This window comes from Dehalococcoidia bacterium (genome assembly GCA_041649635.1).
In the GTDB taxonomy this organism is placed as follows: Bacteria; Chloroflexota; Dehalococcoidia; order E44-bin15; family E44-bin15; genus JAYEHL01.
In genome coordinates this window covers 20,916-42,566 of record JBAZMV010000009.1, presented here as the reverse complement: position 1 = coordinate 42,566, position 21,651 = coordinate 20,916, and the positions used below count along the sequence as shown (strand labels likewise).

The window sequence follows — 21,651 nt, the reverse complement described above, 5'->3', positions numbered from 1 at the left end:
TGGTCTACGACAAGGGTTACTCCCTGATCCTCGAGCAGGGTATAAAAGGGCTGCTCAAGAAATACAATATGCAGGCCGGCGATTTCACCAAGTTCGTGTACGATACCACGCTGCAGAGCGGAAGGCACGGGGCGATGGCGAAATCGCTGAAGCTGGCCGACAACCAGATACAGGATCATCTGTTCAACGCAATCGGCAACATCGGCACGGCCCATGCCACCATGATGCTGGTCGCGGCGCTGGAAGAGGCCAAGCCGGGAGACAAGATCCTCTGGGCCAGCTATAACAACGGCGTGGACGCCTTCATCCTGCAGGTTACCGACCAGATAACCAAGCTGGGGCCCCGCCGCGGCTATAAGAAGCACCTGGAAGCCAAGAAGATGCTGGAGAACAACGACCGCTACCTGCGCTGGCGCAAGCTGGTGCCGCTGGAGAAGGCGCGCCGTTCCGAGCAGTCGCCGACATCCATATCCACATTGAGACGCGACAAGAAGATCGCCCTCGCGCTCTACGGCGTCAAGTGCAAAGCATGCAACACGCCGCAGTTCAGCCAGGGCGGCAGCTACGGCTACCTGACCCCGCTCAGGGTCTGCGTGGACTGCCAGGCCATCGACCAGATGGAGCCTTACAGGTTCTCCGGCCGCAAGGCCAAGATATTCACCTACACCGAGGATAACCTCGCGGACAGCAACGACCCGCCCACCACCGTAACGGTCATCGACTGGGACGGCGGCGGACGCGGCATATTCGATATGACCGACCGCGGCGGCGCGAAACTGGATGTCGGTACAGAGGTCGAGACGACATTCCGGAAACTCTATTACGACCGCGGCGTGCACAACTACTTCTGGAAGACGCGCCCCGTCAGGTGCTAAAGGAAGGATAGATATGGTAGAGAGTATTAAAGATAGAGTAGCGATCATCGGAATGGGTTGCACCCAGTTCGGTGAGCTTTGGGATAAAAGTCGCGTCGACCTGGTCGTTGAGGCGACCAAAGAAGCTTACGCGGACGCCGGGCTCGAGCAGAAGGATATACAGGCGGGATGGGTCTCCACCTACTACGACACGTCCGGCATCACCGGCCAGGCGCTGGCCGCCCCGCTCAGGCTGCCCTACCTGCCCATCACCCGCGTTGAGAACGCCTGCGCCTCGGCTTCCGATGCCTTAAGGAACGCCACATACGCAGTCGCCGCCGGCATCTACGACCGCGTGCTGGTCGTCGGCGTCGAGAAGATCAAGGACCAGGGCCTCAGCGGACTGGCCGTGCGCAACCTGGACATGGGCGGACTGATGTTCTCCATGACCATGCCCGGCATGTTCTCAATGCTGGCCACGAAATACTTTTCCCACTACAACATAACGCCCGAGGACGGCAAGAAGATGCTGGCCCACGTATCGTGGAAGAGCCACAAGAACGGCGTGAACAGCCCCAAGGCGCACTTCCGCAAGGAAGTAAGCATGGACCAGATAATAAAGGCCCCGATAATCGCGTGGCCGCTGGGCTTGTTCGACTGCTGCGGCGTCTCCGACGGCGCGGCGGCCGCCATCATCGTGCCGGCCAAGGACGCCAAGAAATACCGCAAAGACCCGCTCATGATCAAGGCGCTCCAGATGAGCGTGGCCCCGGGCGACGGGACGACATCGACCAAGTACGACTATCTCCATGTCGAGTCCACCGTGCGCGCCGGCGAAGCGGCCTACATCGAGGCCGGAATCAAGAACCCGCGCGAGGAGATCGGCATGGCCGACGTCCATGACTGCTTCTCCATCACCGAGGCTGTGACCATGGAAGACCTGAGATTCAGCAAGCGCGGCAACATGAAAGAGGATATCGAATCCGGCTTCTTCGATCTTGAGGGCGGACTGGCGGTTCAGCCCGACGGCGGACTGAAGTGCTTCGGCCATCCCATCGGCGCCACCGGATTGAGAATGATATACGAGATGTACAAGCAGTCGCAGGGCAAGGCGGAGAAGCGCCAGCTCAAGAACCCGAAGCTGGGACTGACGCACAACCTTGGCGGACAGCCCCCGCACTGCACGATATTCGTAGGCATCTTCGGAACCTAGAACTTAACGATACAGGGAAACATCCGCATGGCGAGACAGGACAACGTTCTCGCCATGCGCCATGTATAAAAGGAACTCCGGGGACTGAATCGACTTCTCCCCCGGAGGTTAAAAAAACAAATAAGGGAATAAAGGCTAAACCCAAGGAAGGGAGTAAAAATGGACTTCCAACTAACCCCGGAACAGGAAGCCTTAAAGAAGGAGTTCGACACCTTCTTTGAGGAAGAGATGAAGAAGGCCCCCGAGGGATGGATGTGGGGCCTGGACGGACTGTTTAACGACATCGGCTGGCCTTTCAACAAGTACATGGCGAAAAGGCTGGCGGAGAAGGGCTGGCTGGTGAGGCCGTGGCCCAAGGAATACGGCGGCTGCAACGCCCCCATGATGGAGCAGCTCATATTCAGCGATTCCATCGGCTATTACTGCGCCCCCGGCGTAGATCCGTTAGGCATCGGAATGATCGGGCCGACGCTGCTGGCGCTGGGCAACGAGGAACAGAAGAAGGAACACCTGCCCCCGATAGCGAAAGCCGAGAAGTTCTGGTGTCAGGGCTGGAGCGAGCCCAACGCCGGCTCCGACCTGGCATCGCTGACGACAAGGGCCGTCAAGGACGGCGACGACTGGATCATCAACGGCCAGAAGTGCTGGAACACCGGAGCGCACCGCGCCGACTGGAGCTTCATGCTGGCCAGAACCGACCCAAACGAGAAACGCAGCAAGGGCATTACCTTCTTCCTCGTCGATATGAAGACGCCGGGCATCGAGGTTCGGCCGATACCGGGTATGGACGGCTCCGAGCACTTTAACGAGATCTTCTTCGATAATGTGCGCGTCCCCTCGCGGAACATCGTGGGAGAGGTCAACCAGGGATGGGGCGTTACCAATGCCACCATGAACTTCGAACGCTCCAGCGTGGGCGTCATCTCAGGAATAAAACGCGCGCTCTACGAACTGGTGGAATACTGCAAAGAGAACAGCCTCAAGGGCAAGCCGCTGAAGGACAACCCGCACGTGCGCCATCGCCTGGCGCAGCTCTTCATCGACATCGAGACCGGCCACGCCATGAGCTACCGCTGCGGCTGGATGCAGGAGAAGGGCGACCTTCTCGGCGCCGCCTCGGCATCATGCGGGGCCAAGGTCTTCAGCACCGAGCTGTGGCAGCGCTGCGCCTTCACCGGCGTGGAGATAATGGGCCTCTACGGCACGGTGGCGCATACCTCCAAGAAGTTCGCACCGATACGCGGCCAGTTCGAGAACCTGGTACAGATCACACCCGGCTACAAGCTGGGCGGCGGAACTTCGGAAATCATGAAAAATATAATCGCCTGGATCGGCCTGGGGCTGCCCAGGAAATAAGTGGAGAGGAGCGAATCATGAATCTTGATTTCAGCGAAGAGCAGGATATGCTCCGAAACTCAGCCCGGCAGTTCGCGTCCACCGAGTGCACCAAAGCTATTGTCAGAGAGCTTGAAAAGAGCGCGGAAGGCTACTCGCCCGAGATGTGGGGCAAGATGGCGGAGCTCGGCTGGTTCGGGCTGATGATACCGGACGAATACGACGGCATGGGAATGAAACTGCTTGATATGGTTGTGGTATTCGAAGAGATAGGTAAGAACATTCTGCCCAGCCCCTTCCTCGTCAACACCGCTCTGGCCACGCCGCCTATCGTCGAGGCTGGCTCCGAGGCTTTGAAAAAGGAATTCCTGCCTAAGATAGCCGCGGGCGAGATCATACTGACCATGGCGCTCACCGAGAAGAGCGCGGGCTACACCCCCGACTGCATCCAGATGAAGGCGGAGGCCAAGGGCGACAGCTTCGTGCTCAACGGCACCAAGATGTTCGTCGAGTATGCCACCGCGGCCAACTACCTTGTAGTCGTTGCCAAGACTAAGGAAGGTAAGTCTGCGGACGGCATAACGCTGTTTCTCGTCGATGCCAAGGCGGGCGGAGTTACGATAACGCCTTTCGACACCACCGCCGCCGATAAGCAGTGCGAGGTCGTCTTCAAGGACGTCAGCGTCCCCAAGAAGAACGTCATCGGCGATGTTGACAAGGGCTGGCCGGCAGTGCAGAGCGCATTGCAGCAGGCCACCATAGCCAAGTGCGCCGAGATGTGCGGCGGCATGGAAGCGATGCAGGAGATGGCCGTGGCCTACGCCAAGGAAAGGGTGCAGTACGGCAAGCCTATCGGTTCCTATCAGGCAATGCAGCACAAGCTGGCCGAGCTGTATCTGCGCGCCAGCATGTCCAAGAATATCCTGTACGAAGCGGCATGGATGGCCCAGGAGAAGATGGACTGCGACTGGAAGGTATCCACATGCAAGGCGTGGTGCAACGAGGCCTACAAGCTGGTCACCGAGGACGGTGTGCATATCCACGGAGCTATCGGCACGACGATGGACCACGACGCCAGCCTTTACTATCGCAGGGCGCGGGCGGCCTACTCGATCTTCGGCGACACTGAAGATCACAGGGAAGTCGTAGCCAAATCGATGGGGCTGTAAGCCCGTCGACCGTCGAACCTTTAAAATACGAATCATAATGTAGGGGCGAACCCCCGTGTTCGCCCTTTCTCGAAACAAGACGGGGATATCCCGTAGGGGCGCTGCTTGCTGCGCCTTGGGCAGGGCGAGCCCTGCCCCTACAAAATATTCCCAAACAGGGGGTTGATAGCCCCGAACGAAGAGGAAATAAAAAACTCTCGAGGAGAGGTGGAAGATATGGATTTTAATTTCACACCGGAACAGGAAGCGTTCCGAAAAGAGGTCAAGGAGTTTCTCGCAAAGGAGATCCCGCCCGAGTTCGAAGCAGGAGTGGGCGGCCATGTGGAGTCGGAAGCGGACTGGAAGTTCGCGCGTTCCATCACCAAGAAGCTGTCTCAAATGGGCTGGCTCAACATCGCCTGGCCTGAAGAGTACGGCGGCAAGGACGCGCACATGTTCAGCGTTATCATCAACGAGGAGTTTAACTACCGCGGCGCGCCCGGCTTAGACTTCGGCGGCATCGGCATGCTGGCCCCGGCCCTCATGGCCCACGGCAACGAGGAGCAGAAGAAGGAACACCTAGGCCGTATCGCGCGCGGCGAGGTCATCTGGTGCCAGGGCTGGAGCGAACCCGGCGCCGGGTCCGACCTGCCGGGCATGACCACCAAGGCCGTCGAGGATGGTGACTCATACGTCATCAACGGGCAGAAGGTATGGACTAGCCTGGCGCACCACGCTGACTGGTGCTTCCTGCTGGCTAAGACAGACCCCAACATTGAGCCCAAACACAAAGGCATCACCTTCTTCCTGGTCGATTTCAAGACACCGGGCATCACCATCAACCCGCTGATAACCATGGCCAACGAGCACTGTTTCTCAGAGGTGTTCTACGATAACGTCAGGGTGCCCAAGAAGAACATAGTTGGCAAGATCAACGGCGGGTTCAAGGTCGCCATGACCGCAGCGGGCTTCGAGCGCTCCGGCATCTACCGCATCGCACGGGCGCTGGGCAATGTCGACAAGCTGATCGAGTTCGCCAAGCAGCCGCTGCCGGGCGGGCACATCATCGGGAAGGACCCGTACGTCAGACAAAGGCTGGCCAACCTTTACATCGAGGGCCGCATCGCGCGCATACTGGCCTACCGCGTAGCCTGGCTGCAGACCCTGGGCCAACAGCCCGAATGGGAGGCTTCCATAGCGCGCGTGCATGGCAGCGAGTTTCAGCAGCATGTCGGCGAAATCGGCGCCGAGATCATGGGACTATACGGCACGCTTTTCAAAGAGTCGAAGTGGGGCAACGAGAAGTATTCAATAGCACGCGAGTCGCTGCTCGGAATCGGAGCCACCATAGCGGCCGGCACATCGGAAGTGCAGAGGAACGCCATCGCCATGCGTGGCTTCGGTATGCCGAAATCATACTAGAAAGTAAATAATCTCCAAGGGGGAAAGGAGCGGAAATATGGATCTAGGATTTACACAAGAACAGGAAATGTTACGCACATCGGCTCGCGATTTTCTAACGGCGGAGTGCCCTCCGGAGACGGTCAAGGAACTTAACGCGGACGAGAAGGGCTACAACCCGGAGATGTGGAAGAAGATGTCCGAGCTGGGCTGGCAGGGGCTGGCCATCCCCGATGAGTACGGGGGAATGGGCATGACCTTCCTCGACCTGGCGGTGCTCTTTGAGGAGATGGGAAAGGCCGCGTTCCCGGGCCCGTTCCTGCCTTCGGTAGTACTGGGCGGGTTCACCCTGCTCGAGGGCGGCAGCGAGGAGCAGAAGAAGGCCTGGCTGCCCAAGATCGCATCGGGTGAGTCCATCTTCACGGTGGCCATCACCGAGCCCAGCGTGAGCTATGACCCGGCCGATATCACAGTCAAGGCGACGGCCGAGGGCGGCGATTTCGTCATCGACGGCACCAAGCTGTTCGTGAACGACGCCAACGTAGCCGACCACATCATCGTCGTGGCCAGGACCAAGGAAGGAAAATCCGCGGACGGCATCACCCTGTTCCTGGTCGATGCTAAAGCCGAGGGAGTACAGATAACGCGCCTGCAGACCATCGACGGCGGCAAGCAGTGCGAGGTCATTTTCAAGAAAGTCAAAGTGCCCAAGGCCAACATGATCGGCGCCCAGGACAAGGGTTGGACCATCATCGACAAGGTGCTTGAGAAGGCAACGGTGGCCAAGTGCGCCGAGATGCTCGGCGGCGCGCAGGCTGCTCTGGACATGAGCGTGGCCTACGCCAAGGAGCGCATTCAGTTCGGCAAGCCCATCGGCAGCTTCCAGGCCATCCAGCACCACTGCGCCAACATGCTCATCGATGTGGAGAGCTCCAGGTTCCTGACATATCAGGCGGCGTGGAAGATCTCCGAGGACATGGACGCCACCATGGAAGTCTCTATGGCCAAGGCCTGGGTCAGCGACGCCTACCGCCGCGTGACCCGCCTCGGGCACCAAATCCACGGCGGCATCGGCTTCTGCCTAGACCACAACATGCCTCTCTACTTCAAGCACTGCAAAGCATCCGAGTCGCTCTTCGGCGGTCCCGAGTTCCACCGCGAACAGGTCGCCCAGAGCCTCGGTTTATAGTTCGATATCGATTCGATGGTGCAGAGAAGGGCTATCAGCCGATAGCCCTTCTCTTTGTGGATATGTTAGAGACGTCGAGCGCGAAACGGGACGTCGACGAGGGGAAACCGGAACGCGATTCTTCGTTTCGCTCAGAATGACATACTCGGGCCGGAGGACGTCCGTAAAATTCCTCCTAGCCTCCTCTTTTATAAAGAGGAGGTAGCTAATCTCGTCGTAACAGGGAAGTGCAGAGGGATATCCCTCTGCCGGGATAATAGGGGGTTGCCTGGCACGAGATTGCCACGTCGCAGCACTCCTCGCAATGACCGCTCAAAGAGAGGTGCAGGAGATGAGTCTCCTGCCGGGGTAATAGGGGTGTCCCCTAACCTATTTTAAAATCCCCCAAGAATGGGGGATAGCAGGGGGTTGATAAAGCTATGAGCTGTATCTTCTGTAAAATCATAAACGGTGAAGTGAAAAGCGACGCGGTCTACCGCGACGATAAGGTCGTAGCCATCCGCGACATCAATCCCAAGGCTCCGGTGCACATCCTGATACTGCCCCTGGAGCATATCCCTTCACTTAAAGAAGCGACTGCCGACCACATGCCGCTGTTCGGACACATGGTGAACGTGGCCAATGACCTGGCTAAGAGCGAGGGGATAGCGGAGAGCGGTTACAGGCTGGTGATAAACTCAGGGCCGGACGCAGGTCAGGACATACACCACCTGCACCTGCATCTGCTCGGCGGACGCAAGTTGGGCTGGCGAACCTAATAAAAATACCATTAGTCGACCGATATCGACTTTATTTTTCTTCCTCCTCAACCAGCTTGCACCAGACGTCTACGATAACCGGATCGAACTGGCTTCCGGCGCACCGCTTCAGCTCCTCACACGCAGCCTCGGGTGACATAGCTTCTCTATAGGGGCGCTTTGTCACCATGGTATCATAGGCGTCGGCCACGCTGGTTATCCTGGCGCCAGGCGGTATCTCAAGGCCGCTTAAGCCGGACGGATAGCCCGAGCCGTCGTACCATTCATGATGATGCAGAACTATAGGCACCAGCGTTGAGAGTTCTTTCACATAGCCCAGTATCCTCGCGCCCTCGGCGCAGTGCTTCTTTATCACATCCCATTCCTCTAGAGTAGGCTTGCCCGCCTTGGTAAGGATCGAGTCGGGCACGCCGACCTTGCCGATGTCGTGCAGCAAGGCCGCGGCGTGCAGCTTATCCAGGTCTTCCGCGGACAGTCCGATAGCTTTACCTATGCGCGCCGCCGTATCCGCGACCCTCTGAGAGTGGCCGTACGTGTAAGGATCTCTGGCGTCAACTGTGGCCGCCAACGCATAAACTTGATCCTGCGTAGCCACATCTATTATGTTTGCCGATAGCGTCCTCAGTTCGGATACGAGCTTGTCCTCATAGCCCTTCCTTTTCGCTTGATACAGGGCAGCGTCCGCCAGGAATACAAGGCCGTCTGGCGACTCGGCGTTCGCGGGATACTCGGCGATCCCGCTGCTGAAGCCCACATGCACCCCTAAGGATCCGGTTTGTCCCAAAGGCACTTTCTGCCACCTGGCCCTCATCCTCTGCACTATCGTTTTGGACCTTTCCGCACCCGCCCCGGACAGGACCAAGGCAAACTCATCGCCCCCATAACGAAATGCCAGGTCGCTCTTTCTTATCGATGATTTGAGTGTCTGCGCAAATTTCTCCAGGACCATATCCCCATTGGAATGCCCGTACTTATCGTTATATTCCTTAAAACCATCCAGATCTATCATAACCACGGAGAACGGACGGTTCGTCCTCCCCGCCCTGTTCATCTCCACATCCAGCATCTCAAAGAAATAGCGGCGGTTATACAGGCCTGTCAAGTCGTCCGTAACCGATATCTCCCTTGTCTGCTCAATGAGCATAATGTTATTGATACCGAGGGATATCTCGCCGGCTATTGCTTTAAACAGCTCCAGCTCCTCGTCAACGAACGTTCTCTCTTCTGTACTGAAGACTACCAACAATCCCTGCATATCACCGCCCTTGAATAACGGGGTGGCAGCTATAGCCTTCCTTCCTATCTCCGCGGTCAATTTTTGAGATTTTTCGACATCGGCTACAATGTAGGTTTCATCTATTGAAGTAACAGCCCCTTCAAGCTGCATCATTCTATCAAGCCCCTCCTCGGTCAGTGCTAATGTTGAGAATTGCTGCATTAAGTCCTTGGGTACTCCTTTGCACGCTCTAAGTTTTAAGGCATTCTCTTCCAGGTCCAGCATGAAGATGATACCGGCCTCGGTTCCCATTACGTCACACACCTTCGAAAGGGCTTCCCTCAGCATTGTTTCCAAACTCGAAGACTGGTTTATGATCTGTGCGATACCGTATAAAGCCTCGATCCTTCTAGCGTTGTATCTAATCTCCTCCTCCGCGTTCTTTCGCTCGGTGATATCCACCAGATGATTAACGATGCCCCGCACATCGGGATGGTCGAAGAGATTGGTGATCATACACTCCGTCCATTGCCACTCGCCCCTCGCGTTCTTGAGGCGCGCCTCGAATGTGACCGTCTTGCCGGGATTGCGCAAGCATTCATCGAAGGCTTCCCCGGCATTTTTCAAATCTTCGGGGTGTATGAACTCAACCGCCGAACGCCCGACGGTACCTTCCCGTGTATGTCCGGAGATACGTTCCAATCCGCCGGTGACATCGACTATTACCCCCTCCTGATTAACCACCAGAGCCGCTCCCGAAGATAGATCCGTGATGGCCCTGAAGTACCTCTCCTTGGCCTCCAGCGCCTCCTCAGCCCTCTTGCGTTCGGAGATATCACGAACGATGGCCTGGGCGCCGGCATACTCTCCTTCTTTCTGTATAACGACGGCGGTATACTCGATGGGCCTTTCCTCGCCGTTTTTCCTGACAACCATCGTCTCCCCGATATATTCCCCGGACTCAAGAAGTCGCGTCTGCAGTTCATTAGCAGTCACATCGCGCCACTCCGGAGCGACTAATTCCAGAAAGTTCATCTTAAGCACTTCGTCAACGGTGTAGCCCCAGGAATTAACCGCCGAATTAACGGTTTTCACAAATCCCAGCGTGTCCACGGAAACAATAACGTCTTTCTCCCTCTCAACAAGATTCCTGTATTTCTCCTCGCTCTGCTTTAAAGCATCATCCCACTGCTTCCTCTCGGAAACATCCCTGATAACGTTAACAAAGCCGACCACGTTGCCTGCGATATCATGAATCATGGCCGTGCTTACCTCTACATCCATGCCCCTGCCGTCCGGGAGCTCTATGCCATACTCCACCCTTACCTGAGGATGCCGCTCCATTAGCATCCTTGAAAAGTTGGCTAACGCCGTTTCCTGATCCTTAAATCTGATGATTTCCGCCGCATTGCGCCCTATCAGTTCCTCCTTTGTTTTGATGCCGAGGATCTCAAGCGCCGCTTTATTCACATCGACTATATTCATGTTGGGATCGCTGACCACTACGCTGTCCATCATTGAATCGAAAGTCACGCGAAGCTTTTCCTCCGAGTTGCGCAGCGCCGCCTCCGCCCATCTGCTCTCCGTTACATCGTGAATATTCATGATAAAACCGTTAACTGCCGGATTATCAAAAAGGCTCTTTCCCAACCCGCCAAAAACGCGCACCGACCCGTCTTTATGCACTATGCGGAATTCATTAGGTATAGCAACCTCTTTTGTTAACACCGCCTCGCCAAAAGCGGACCCAGCTTGCTGAACATCATCCGGATGAATAAAATTGAAGGAGCTGCTGCCGACCATTTCCTCAGGCCTGTAGCCGGTATAGCGCTCGACGGAACGGCTGCAGTACTTGATAGTTCCGTCCTTGTCCGTAATGACGATAATATCCGATGAGTTCTCGGTTATCGCCTTAAAATACTCCTCGCTCTTCTTTAGCGCCGCCTCCGCCTTCTTGCGCTCTGTGAGGTCCCTTTCCACAACCACTATGCCTACCGGCCTGCCGCCGGCGTCCAGAATCATGTTCCCGGAGGCCTCGATAGGCACTCTGTGTCCGCTCTTGGTAACTATAGTGAACTGGGCTACGCTCGGTTGCCCGCTCGTCATCAATTCCTGCAGCGCAAAAGCAACCCTCTCCTTATCCTCAGGCACAATAGCCTCCAATGCGTGTACGCCAACATCATCTCGTTCAAAAAGCCTATGCGCCGCATCGTTCGCATCAACTACATTGCCCTGCATATCGAATATAAGAATAGCGTCCAATGCAGCCTTGAAGGCATTGGAAAGGACGATAATCTCCGCCTCTGCCTTCTTGCGCTCGGTGATGTCCGTATGTACGCCGATAAGTCCGATAAGCTTTCCGGCTTCGTCTTTAATAGCATCCGCACGCAGCAGGACGGTTAACACGCGCCCGCCCTTTGCCCTCATCTCCACCTCTCCGCTCCAGGAACCGCCGCTCATAATCCTGTTGAACACCTCATGGGCGACATCCTCGCTGGCATAAGCGGCGGGCCCCCCGCCTGCGTCCTCCAGCTCCTCCGGCGTGAATCCAAATAGTTCGGTGAATGCCCTGTTGTGGTAGAAGTGATGTCCTTGCGAATCCGATATAGCGATAGCGTCGCTTGAGCTCTCCACCGCCTTGTTGATGCGCAGCAGCGCCTCCTCCATTCGCTTGCGTTCGGAGATATCGCGCGCTATGCCTATGAAGCCGGTTGGATTCCCCCTATCATCCCTCATAACGGCCACATTGAATTCGCCGTCGAATTCCCTCCCTGTTGTATCGACAAGCTTATACTCATTCCTTCCAGATAGATTTGGTGCTTTTAACGATTTAACGGCATCACTAACCGCTCTTTCGCGATCTACAGCGGCCACCAGTTCCGAAGACTTCCTTCCGATGATTTCTTCCTTGCTGTTAAACCCGTTCAGGCGTATAGCCTCTCTATTGGCGTCAACAATATCTCCATTCATGTCGACGACAGTAATGGCTTCTCCGATCGAGTCAAATACCACGCGCAGCTTCTCGCTGGTCTCGCGCAGAGCTTTCTCCACCTTCCTGCGCTCCGTTATGTCGCGCGTAACACCCATGATTCCTATACGATTACCACTCGAATCATGCAGCCACGAGAGCTTCATCTCCGTCCAGACCGTTGAGCCGTTCTTGCATTTCAATTCTACTTCTATAGTACGCGACGTATACTGTTCGGTATGATCGATTTCAAACTCTTCCTTAAGGACCTGCATAACGGTTCTCATTGAATCAGCCGTCACTGTCTCCTCAAGAGGCATCTTGAGGGCTTCTTCAGCGGTATAGCCCCTCATGCTCTGGATAGAAGGACTTATATAAGTAAAGTTGAGATTTAAATCCATAGTCCAGATGACATCAGAAACGTTCTCGGCCAGCAATCGGTAGCGCTCCTCGCTTTCCCTGATGAGCTGCTCGGCTTTTCTGCGCTCCGTGATATCGCGCGTAGAGCCCTGCACCCCAATTACATTCCCCTCAGAATCACGCATAAAGCTGGCCTGTATCTCAGACCACACGGTAGATCCATCCTTATTCACAAGTTCAAGCTCCACAGCCCGCACCCTATTGGGATCAATCCCTTTCGCTCCCTCACGGGCCAGCTCTTCCTCAATCAACCTGACAGCCGATGAAAAAGATTCGGGAACAAGCATATCCTGTATCGACATTTGTGTCAGTTCTTCAATTGTGTAACCCTTGAGGATTCTGAGTATTGCCGGGCTGATGAAAGTGTACTTGAGATTCATGTCAATGGTCCATATAGCATCCGTTGCATTCTCCGCCAGCAGGCGGTAGCGCTCCTCGCTTTCCCTGAGCGTCTGCTCCATGCGCCTGCGCTCGGTCACGTCCCGCATCACGGTAACGGTTCCGGCAGGCTTACCGTCGGCATCGCGGAGCAAAGCGGTGCTGAGTTCGCATTCAAACTCCCGTCCATTCCGGTCGACAACCGTATATATGGAACCGGTGTTAAAACCCTCTTCGTACACTTTAAACATATCGGCTATGGCCCTGCCGCGTTCCCTCTCCGCCAGGAAATCAAAGCCTCCTTTGTCTATGAGTTCGCTCTTCTCCTTAAACCCGAACATCCGCAATTGCGCTTCATTGATATCTGTTATCTTGCCCTCGATATTGGTTACCACTATCCCGTCGGCCATAGAGGCGAACGTAAGACGCAATTTCTCTTCCGAATCCCTCAGGGCGTTCTCCATACGCCTGCGCTCCGAGACGTCTCGAAAGATCCCTATCAACCCCACAGGATTCCCTGAGCTGTCACGCAGGGTTGAGGATGTCGCTTCCACCTCTATATCTTTGCCGGCAGCGGTCTTCATCGGAACGATTATTTCCCTACGCGTGCCCCCGCGCGCGATCACTTTCTCCAGCATACCCATCGCATCGCCCTTGAAACCGGGGAATATATAATCAAGCCCGCTCTGCCCCAGGAGCTGCTCCCGGCTGTGACCTGTTATCTTCTCAACGCCTGCGTTAACTTCGAGCACCCTGCCGTCCGCCCCGACGATGAAGATGCCCTCTTTTATCGATTCAAACATCCATCGCAGCTTATGCTCGCTCTCCTGCAAAGCGCCTTCCGCTTTCTTGCGTTTCGCGATATTCCTTGAAACCCCGTGCAACATCACCGGTTTCCCTGTTTCATCACGTATAGCACTGACCACATTTTCCATCCATACCGTCGATCCGTCTTTTCGATAGTACTCGACTTCAATCATCACGCTTCTGTCCGGATCCACACCCTCTCTGCCGTCCCGCTCAAGCTCGACGGCCAGAGTCTTAACGACGCGTTTATATGATTCGGGGGTTAGCTGATCTTTCACCGGTTGGACCAGTCGCTCCTCCAGCGTGTAACCAAGAATCCTTGTGATTGACGGACTTACGTAAGTCGTGTTTAAATCCATATCCAGCATCCAGACGATATCCGTCATCTTCTCGGCGAGGTAGCGGTACTTGGTTTCGCTCTCCCTCAAAGCCTCTTCCGCCGCTTTACGCCCTGTAATATCCACGGAAAATCCCAGAAGTCCGATCGTGTTGCCCTCGTCGTCTTTTATAGGCAATTTGTCTGTTTTGAGCCACCTAACTCCATCCGGCAACTTGAGGGGTTCCTCTATGTTCGTCTTGGGCTGGCCGGACGTAATTACCTCCATGTCATCCCTGTTATATCTATCCGCCGCCTCGGGCACCAGATCAAATACGGTTTTATTCAGTAACTTTTCCCTGGGCACATAGGCCAGCGCCGTCGCAGCTTTATTTATATTGAGCATCTTCCCGTCTTTATCTTTATAAAACACATAAGCTGGAATGGAATCCAGAATCAATTGCAACTCATCATGCTTCCTTTTCAATTGATATTCGATGCGCTTTCTTTCCGTGATGTCCGTAAAAATCCCCACCAGTCCTATTATCTTCCCCGCATCATCCTTAATAGCATCGGCGCGCAGGAACATGTCGAATATGCGCCCGCTCTTAGCCTTCGCTTCCACCTCCCCACTCCACGACCTGCCGCTCATAATCGCCCCGAAAACATCACGAGCTATACTTTCGACCGCAAAAGCGGCCTGCCCGCCTCCGGCCGCTTCCAGTTCCTCGGCAGTATATTCAAACAGATTGGTAAAAGCTTCATTTTGATATATATGGCGCCCTTGGGAATCCGACAGTCCTATCGCATCGGTTGTATTTTCAATCGCCTTCCTGATTAGAAGCAGGGTCTCTTCGCCGCGTCTTGTCTCGGCAGCACCTCCGTGCTGATCCGCTTCTTTCTCAGCGACGCTCTCTTTCCTCCCTGCGTTCGCTTTGTGCGAAAGCATGCGCCGCGCGTCTTCCAGCTCTTGGATAAGCTGCTTTTTAGTCTTGTAAATGTCTTTCATAAGATCCCCCATAAGCACCGCTGTCTGTAAACCTCGGATCCCTGTGTGCATTACACTTTACTTATTTCTCACATCTAATGTCAATTATGATAAGTATAAATATTTGAATCCCAAAGGCAGTTCAATATTATATTATCAGCGTTTGTCGTTATTTTGTTTTTATTATATTATTTTACTTGACAAACTTCTATTCCTGTTATACAATCGCATTTGTAATAAGATTAAGTCCCTTAACAACAAATCAACAGTGAACGAACGGGCAAAACCGCCGAAAGGCGGCGACGCAAAGCTACGGGTCTAAAGCTGAAAAGCTACGACCGCCGGGTTGCCGAAATCCAGCAATGAATGCCTTTGGATGCTTTGCCCGAAGGCATTTTTGTTAAACGGAGACTCTTACATGAAAGCCAGGGGCCAGGGACGCGCAAACAATATATACGCATCAATATTTGTGCTGGCAGTATGCATAATAGCATCGGCTTTCGTAATATTGTACGTTAATCCTGCAGACCCGGGCCGCTCCCCCGCTAACATAGCTATGGCACAATCCGCTCTTGCTACTGCTTCAACACAGGAAGATGCGTCAAACATCCAATATGCGACAAACAACATCCCCGAAGCCGAAGTCGCATGGACCTTCATGGTATACATAGACGCCGACGACAGCGTCCTGGAAGCGCAAGCGATAAGTGACTTTATCGAGATGGCAAGTGTAGGCTCGAACGAAGACATCAATATCGTCGTGCAATTCGATCGCGCCCCCGGATATGATGCCTCTTACGATGACTGGACCGACTGTCGGCGTTTCTTTATTACCGAAGGACTCACTCCCGCCGGCGGCAACGAGTTGATGAATATCGGCGAGGTTAATATGGGCGACCCGTCCACCCTGGTCGATTTTGTGAGATGGTCCGCATCGAACTACCCGGCCGATAAATACGCGCTGATCACCTCCAGCCACGGCAAGGGGTGGGAGGGCTGCTGCTGGGATGAAACCTCGGGAAACGACAACGTGAATCTTCTCGAGATACGGAGCGCATTCGACGACATACGTAAGTTCGTGGGCCGCCCCTTGGACGTAATAGGATTCGATGCCTGCCTCATGGGAATGACGGAGGTGGCTTATGAACTCCGCGAATACGCATCGGTTATGGTGGCGTCCGAGCACGCGGAGCCTTCCTCGGGTTGGCCGTACGACGCGATCTTGGCACAACTGGCTGAAATGCCTGAGACGGGGTCCGCCCAACTCGCGACGATTATAGTCGATAGCTATCACGCCTCTCACGCGCCGACGGGCTACACAATGGCTGCCGTGGACCTATCCAAGATTGACCCCGTAGTCGACAGACTGAAGGATCTGTCTCAATCCCTGGTGGTATATGCTGGGACGGACTCAGAGGCGATTGAAGAATATGCCGGCGCGCTTATGAACACGATCGAAGAAGCCGTTATCTGCGAAAGCCACGGAGCGAGATGGCCCGGCTCCCACGGCCTCGCGATATATTTCCCCAAAACCCGAGACGAATTTAACCAGGCATACAGCGCCGCCGAAGTCACGCTGGCAAATGACACCGCATGGGATGAATTTCTTCACGGTTACTTCACGTACGCCGGCGATGATTGGATCACCGCGGCAAGGGCGGAAACCCAGCAATACTACGCCAAAGAGCACGTTGACTTGTATGACTTCTGCCAGAATCTCATCGGCGAATAGCCAAATAATAATCCGCAGATCGGCTTGCCCCGGCCGAAGCTATTTCCACTGAACGTCGGGTTCTTTGCGCAAGGGAATACGGCTATATTTGTATTCCGGCCGCCCTAGCATCATAGCCCCGTACGGCCTGTTTCCCTCGGGGATATTCAGGGCCTGACGCAACGACTGATAGTTGACGGCGGCCATCTCAAAATACCCTGCCCAGCAGGCCCCCGCGCCCAGGGAATAGGCCGCCAACTCCAGATAAGATAAGGCTATGAGGCAGCCCTCTTGTCCCACCGGCCCGTAGATCCTCGGCGCATGCGCAACAGCGATATGCGGCGCGCCGCGCATAATGATATCGACGCCGACAGCCCAGGAATCAGCCACCATGCTCAACTTCATCGTGCTGTCCAGCGCCGGATTTTCCTTAGCCGCCGACCTCATCCATTCGGCGACCATGTCCCCGAGCGACTTCAGTTTATCCCTGCCGCTGACCACAATCCAGTTTACCGGCTGAGCATTGTGCCCGGACGGCGCGTAACTGGCGATATCAAGCAGCTTTTCCAGTGTCTTTCTGTCCAGCGGCTCGTCCTTATACGTTCGAATGGAGCGGCGCGATTTGAGGAAGTGTTCAACCGACCGGGGAGACGGCAAGAGCGCCCTGTCGATTTCAGCACACTGCCCGGCGCTCATCAACCGGTGATTAAACGCCCCTTTGGGACAGACAGCGACACAATGGCCGCACTTGATACAACGATCCTCCCCTTCCTGCGCCAGCGATGGGAAGCCGCCACCCCCGCCCATCGACACAACGAAACCGGGACAGTCCGCAACGCATAAACCGCAGAGATCGCACCTATCCTTATCGATGCTAAATAATTCCATAAACCTTACCCGCCTTCAATATTCCAGTATTTAGCGCCTTACAGCGCTCTATGCCTAGAAGAGCCCAAAATTAAAAGCCCCGCAGGCACTCGCGCGGGGCTTAATCTTAAAGGCGCCTTTCTCCCTATATGTTGGCACTCTTGGATTTGAGTGCGGCAACATGCTTTTCCAGATCGTCGAAGTTCTCCTCAAGGAACTTCCTCAGCCTGTGAGTCTCAACTTTTATCAAACCGATGTACTCCGGAACATACTGCCGTGTAATCACATCTATCAGGATATTCCCGCAGAAGTTCTTGGATATATACTCCCTTTTGAACACTACATGGTCGGTCTCTCTTATATCGGGCTGGCCGGAGCTCAGATAGCAGGAATACAGCTTATCCCTCAGTATAATCACGGGGTGGAACACAGCCGAATCTAGGGTCTCCGGCGTGATTTTATGTTCAAGCCCAACCCTCTTCAGGTAGCTTATCGCATTGACGAGAGGCAGCAGAACCTCATTATACGCTTCGCCCTGGCTGGCCTCCCAAGTATTGTCGGTACCGCGGGGCTTCAGAACACAAAACTGATTGGATATATGAGGCGTAGTCAGGCGATGGTCGTTCTTCATGAAGAAATTATAGATGCGGCTCTGTATAGCCTCCGGGTGCTCTTCCAGCAGCTGTTTAGACGGCCAGTCAAAAGCCGCTCCCAGGGTCGGAATCGCCGACGGGGACAGGGAATCTGTATTAGGCGATGTTTTGCGCACAAAGAAGGCCATGGGTTGTACGGAGGCACGGCAGGCGGCCACAACCTGAGTGTAGTACCAGGTGGGGGAATGCGCCGGCCATCCGGCAGACATCGCGTCCGTGGCTACAATATCGATGTCGCGCGCTACTCCGCCGTCCACGCCGTCGCAATTAAGGTTGAATTGGACCTGGTAACCGGCGTGCTCAAGCTCCCTGCCTACTTCATTTTCAAGAAGATAGCCCGCCGCGTATATCGCCTTGAGCAACCCTTCTTTACTCTGCTTAACATCTTTCTGCGTAGCCATCGCCGTCCTCCAAAAAGAAATTACAGGTGAGATTATAACACAAGTCAATATTATTTCAACGCATCGCAACACATACGTATGAATAAGCGGTGCCAGCCTATTGTGGAAGCACTTCACTTGCACGTTCATTTGTGTTATAATATTTCAATGTCTGAAAGTGTTAGCAAACAGCTTCGATCCGGCTACTAAGAAACGGGCGAAGCTTTCTTTTTAATGAGGTCTTGTGGTCACCGAAGAAAACAAACAACTTAATATGAAGCTTAATTCGATCGCAAGCGGCGAATATACCGCTGATGATATAGAGGTTCTCAGCGGCATAGAAGCGGTGAGGCGCCGCCCCGGCATGTACATCGGAAGCACCGGCCCCGCTGGCCTGCACCACCTGATGTACGAAATAGTATACAACAGCATCGACGAGGCGCTGGCCGGCTTCTGTAATAAAATCGACGTAGTTATATCCAAGGATAATAGCGTCACAGTCAGCGACAACGGTCGCGGCATACCGGTTGAAGAGCATCATGCGACCGGGGCTTCCGCCCTCGAGGCCGTTATGACCACGCTGCATGCCGGAGGTAAATTCGGCGGACGCAGCTACAAGGTCTCGGGCGGCCTTCACGGCGTCGGCGCGTCGGTGGTAAACGCCCTCTCCTCGGAGTGCAGCGTGGAGGTCAGGCGCAACGGAAAACTCTATCGTCAGGAATATAAGCGCGGCCTGGCCCAGACGCCGGTCACGGTAGTAGGCGATTGCGAGGGCACCGGAACCACAACCACGTTCCTCGCCGACGAGAAGATATTCGGCGAGATCAATTGGGATCACAACCTGCTGGTTCTGCGCTTTCGCGAGATGTGTTACCTGACCAAAGGCGTGGAGATACATTTCGAAGACAAGCGCACCGACGACGAGGTGGCTTTTCTCTTCGAAGGCGGCATCGCCAGTTTCGCCAAGTACTTGAACAAGGACCGCAAGGTGCTGCACGAGCCAATATATATGTCCAAGCAGGTAGGCGGCACCGACGTTGAGGTATCGCTCCAATACAACGAGGGCTTCGCGGAGCACGTGCTGGCCTTCGCCAATTGCATAAACACGGAGGACGGCGGAAGCCACATCACCGGCTTTCGCGCAGCCCTGACCCGCGTCATCAACGATACCGCCCGCAGCCTCAAGCTCCTTAAAGAAGACGACGCCAACCTTATCGGCGACGACACCCGCGAGGGCCTCGTCGCCATCGTCAGTGTAAAAATATCAGAGCCCCAGTTCGAGGGACAGACCAAGGCCAAGCTGGGCAACCCGGAGGTGAAGGGACATGTCGAGACCGTGGTGTCCGACGAGCTGGCCCTATACCTTAACGAACACCCGGCAGACGCCAAGCGCATCGTAGACAAATGTATGACCTCGGCCCGCGCCCGGGACGCCGCGCGCAAAGCGCGCGACCTGGTGCTGCGCAAGAACGCCATGGACCTGGGCAACCTCCCCGGTAAGCTGGCCGACTGCTCGGACAAGAACCCCGACGAGTGCGAGATTTACCTTGTCGAGGGCGAATCGGCCGGAGGCTCCGCCAAACAGGGACGCGATCGCCGCTTCCAGGCGATACTGCCATTAAAAGGCAAAATCCTGAACGTAGAAAAGGCTTCTCCCGAGAAGATGCTCAATCATGAGGAAATTCGCACCATCATCACCGCCCTGGGTGCCGGCCTCGACGACCAGATCGACCTCGCAAAACTGCGGTATAATCGCGTCATAATCATGACCGACGCGGACGTGGACGGCGCCCATATCCGCACCCTGCTGCTGACCTTCTTCTTCCGCCACATGGCCGAGCTTATCCATCACGGCCATCTTTATATCGCCCAGCCGCCGCTCTACCGAATCTCCATGGGCAAAGAGAAGCTCTGGGCCTATAACGACAAGCATATGGAAGAAATAATCAAGAAGGGAAAAGGAAAGGGTTCGGTCCAGCGATTCAAAGGGCTGGGGGAAATGAGTTCCGAGCAGCTCTGGGAGACCACGATGAACCCCGAGACGCGCACCCTCCTACAGGTAAGCGTCCAGGACGCGGTGGAGGCGGATAAGATCTTCGAGACGCTCATGGGCGAGGAAGTCCAGCCGCGCAAGGCCTTCATCCAGGCCCACGCAGCCAATGTCAAGAACCTGGATGTTTAAAATCCGACAGGAACGCCCCGTCCGCTAATCTTAATTACATGCTTTCTTGCGCCGCTAATTTGAACCGCGCTGATTTTACCGTTAATTCAATGGTTTACAGGTTGCGATTCGCCAAGGAAAATGAGGTCTGCAAAGAAATCGAAGGTCTCAGCCCCCGAGATCATAAGCGTCCATTTCCTGTAGAGAGCGCGTGGCCATATCCGCAAGCTCCAATCCCTCGGAGAGAGATATGACCTTTTGAAAATCCGCCCGGGCCCTCGTCTTCTTACCGGAGCGCATTAGAAGCAATCCCCGATTGTAATATGCCATGGCGTAGCGGCTGTCGAATTCCAGGGCTTTATTATACTCCGCCATCGCCTCTTGTCTTGCGCCCATGCTCTCGTGCTCAAGCGCCCGATCGAAATGCTCACGCGCCAACCGCAGCGCCCGTTCAGAGCTGTGGCCTATGGTCAGCGACTGCCCCTTCTCTCTCTCCACTAGCCTCCTGACCTCAAAATCGTTAGCGTTTTCAGCCTTGCCGGCCGGTTTGATGATAGTGTTATTCCTGCCGAAGAGCGCCACGACTATAGGGACAATGCCGCCGATAATGCCTATAAGGAACGCCCACATTATACTTCTATCCTGGGCTTTCTCCTCCAGTACCCAGTTACACCTATTTATCAGTGTGGCGAGATAACCGACGCTGGAGAGTATGATCAGCCACCACCCCATAATACTCAGGGTTCCCCCGACGGTCTCCAGCTTTAAAACGGCAACTATAATACCGGCAAGGAGCGCGCCGCCCCCGAGCCATACAAGCCACAACGTCCCCTCCAGATGGGTTCTGAACCAGTTCATAATTTCCCCAAACCCTTCTTATCTACCTCG

Annotated in this window: 13 protein-coding genes and 1 riboswitch; of the genes, 9 read left to right on the top strand and 4 right to left on the bottom strand. The window is 55.0% G+C overall.

Going from position 1 to position 21,651, the window contains the following annotated elements; all coding sequences use genetic code 11:
- The 7 genes from WC562_09930 to WC562_09900 form a co-directional block, all read left to right on the top strand.
- On the top strand, positions 1 to 875 hold an 875-nt coding region (locus WC562_09930), incomplete at its 5' end, for a 3-hydroxy-3-methylglutaryl CoA synthase (GenBank protein ID MFA5056467.1).
- Between the two features lie 13 nt (positions 876 to 888).
- A complete protein-coding gene (locus tag WC562_09925; protein ID MFA5056466.1) occupies positions 889 to 2,067 on the top strand; it encodes an acetyl-CoA acetyltransferase in 1,179 nt (392 codons plus the stop codon).
- A gap of 159 nt (positions 2,068 to 2,226) precedes the next feature.
- A complete protein-coding gene (locus WC562_09920; protein ID MFA5056465.1) occupies positions 2,227 to 3,423 on the top strand; it encodes an acyl-CoA dehydrogenase family protein in 1,197 nt (398 codons plus the stop codon).
- A gap of 17 nt (positions 3,424 to 3,440) precedes the next feature.
- On the top strand, positions 3,441 to 4,571 hold the full coding sequence (locus WC562_09915) for an acyl-CoA dehydrogenase family protein (GenBank protein ID MFA5056464.1): 1,131 nt from the start codon (positions 3,441 to 3,443) through the stop codon (positions 4,569 to 4,571).
- A 216-nt stretch (positions 4,572 to 4,787) separates the two neighbouring features.
- Positions 4,788 to 5,972 carry an acyl-CoA dehydrogenase family protein gene (locus WC562_09910; protein MFA5056463.1) on the top strand — a complete coding sequence of 395 codons (1,185 nt, stop codon included), beginning with the start codon at positions 4,788 to 4,790 and terminating at the stop codon, positions 5,970 to 5,972.
- A gap of 37 nt (positions 5,973 to 6,009) precedes the next feature.
- Positions 6,010 to 7,140, top strand: coding sequence for an acyl-CoA dehydrogenase family protein (locus WC562_09905; GenBank protein ID MFA5056462.1), 1,131 nt, complete (start codon positions 6,010 to 6,012; stop codon positions 7,138 to 7,140).
- A gap of 419 nt (positions 7,141 to 7,559) precedes the next feature.
- Complete coding sequence (locus WC562_09900; GenBank protein MFA5056461.1) at positions 7,560 to 7,898, top strand: histidine triad nucleotide-binding protein; 339 nt, start codon at positions 7,560 to 7,562, stop codon at positions 7,896 to 7,898.
- Between the two features lie 31 nt (positions 7,899 to 7,929).
- Here the strand turns inward: WC562_09900 and WC562_09895 are convergent, their stop codons facing one another.
- Positions 7,930 to 15,012, bottom strand: coding sequence for a PAS domain S-box protein (locus WC562_09895; GenBank protein ID MFA5056460.1), 7,083 nt, complete (start codon positions 15,010 to 15,012; stop codon positions 7,930 to 7,932).
- A 248-nt stretch (positions 15,013 to 15,260) separates the two neighbouring features.
- A riboswitch (cyclic di-GMP riboswitch) is annotated at positions 15,261 to 15,345 on the top strand.
- A 64-nt stretch (positions 15,346 to 15,409) separates the two neighbouring features.
- Here WC562_09895 and WC562_09890 point away from each other — a divergent pair.
- A complete protein-coding gene (locus WC562_09890) occupies positions 15,410 to 16,723 on the top strand; it encodes a clostripain-related cysteine peptidase (protein MFA5056459.1) in 1,314 nt (437 codons plus the stop codon).
- A 39-nt stretch (positions 16,724 to 16,762) separates the two neighbouring features.
- On the opposite strand, the gene WC562_09885 is transcribed toward WC562_09890, so the two are convergent.
- Positions 16,763 to 17,590 carry a nitroreductase family protein gene (locus WC562_09885; GenBank protein ID MFA5056458.1) on the bottom strand — a complete coding sequence of 276 codons (828 nt, stop codon included), beginning with the start codon at positions 17,588 to 17,590 and terminating at the stop codon, positions 16,763 to 16,765.
- A 124-nt stretch (positions 17,591 to 17,714) separates the two neighbouring features.
- Positions 17,715 to 18,623 carry a hypothetical protein gene (locus tag WC562_09880; protein MFA5056457.1) on the bottom strand — a complete coding sequence of 303 codons (909 nt, stop codon included), beginning with the start codon at positions 18,621 to 18,623 and terminating at the stop codon, positions 17,715 to 17,717.
- A 253-nt stretch (positions 18,624 to 18,876) separates the two neighbouring features.
- On the opposite strand from WC562_09880, the gene gyrB reads away from it, so the two are divergent.
- The gene (gene gyrB / locus WC562_09875; GenBank protein ID MFA5056456.1) at positions 18,877 to 20,784 is read left to right on the top strand and encodes a DNA topoisomerase (ATP-hydrolyzing) subunit B; all 1,908 of its coding nucleotides are present in this window, start codon (positions 18,877 to 18,879) and stop codon (positions 20,782 to 20,784) included.
- 147 nt (positions 20,785 to 20,931) lie between these two features.
- On the opposite strand, the gene WC562_09870 is transcribed toward gyrB, so the two are convergent.
- Positions 20,932 to 21,621 (bottom strand): tetratricopeptide repeat protein, encoded by a 690-nt coding sequence (locus WC562_09870; protein ID MFA5056455.1) that lies wholly within the window; start codon positions 21,619 to 21,621, stop codon positions 20,932 to 20,934.
- Between the last annotated feature and the right edge of the window lie 30 nt (positions 21,622 to 21,651).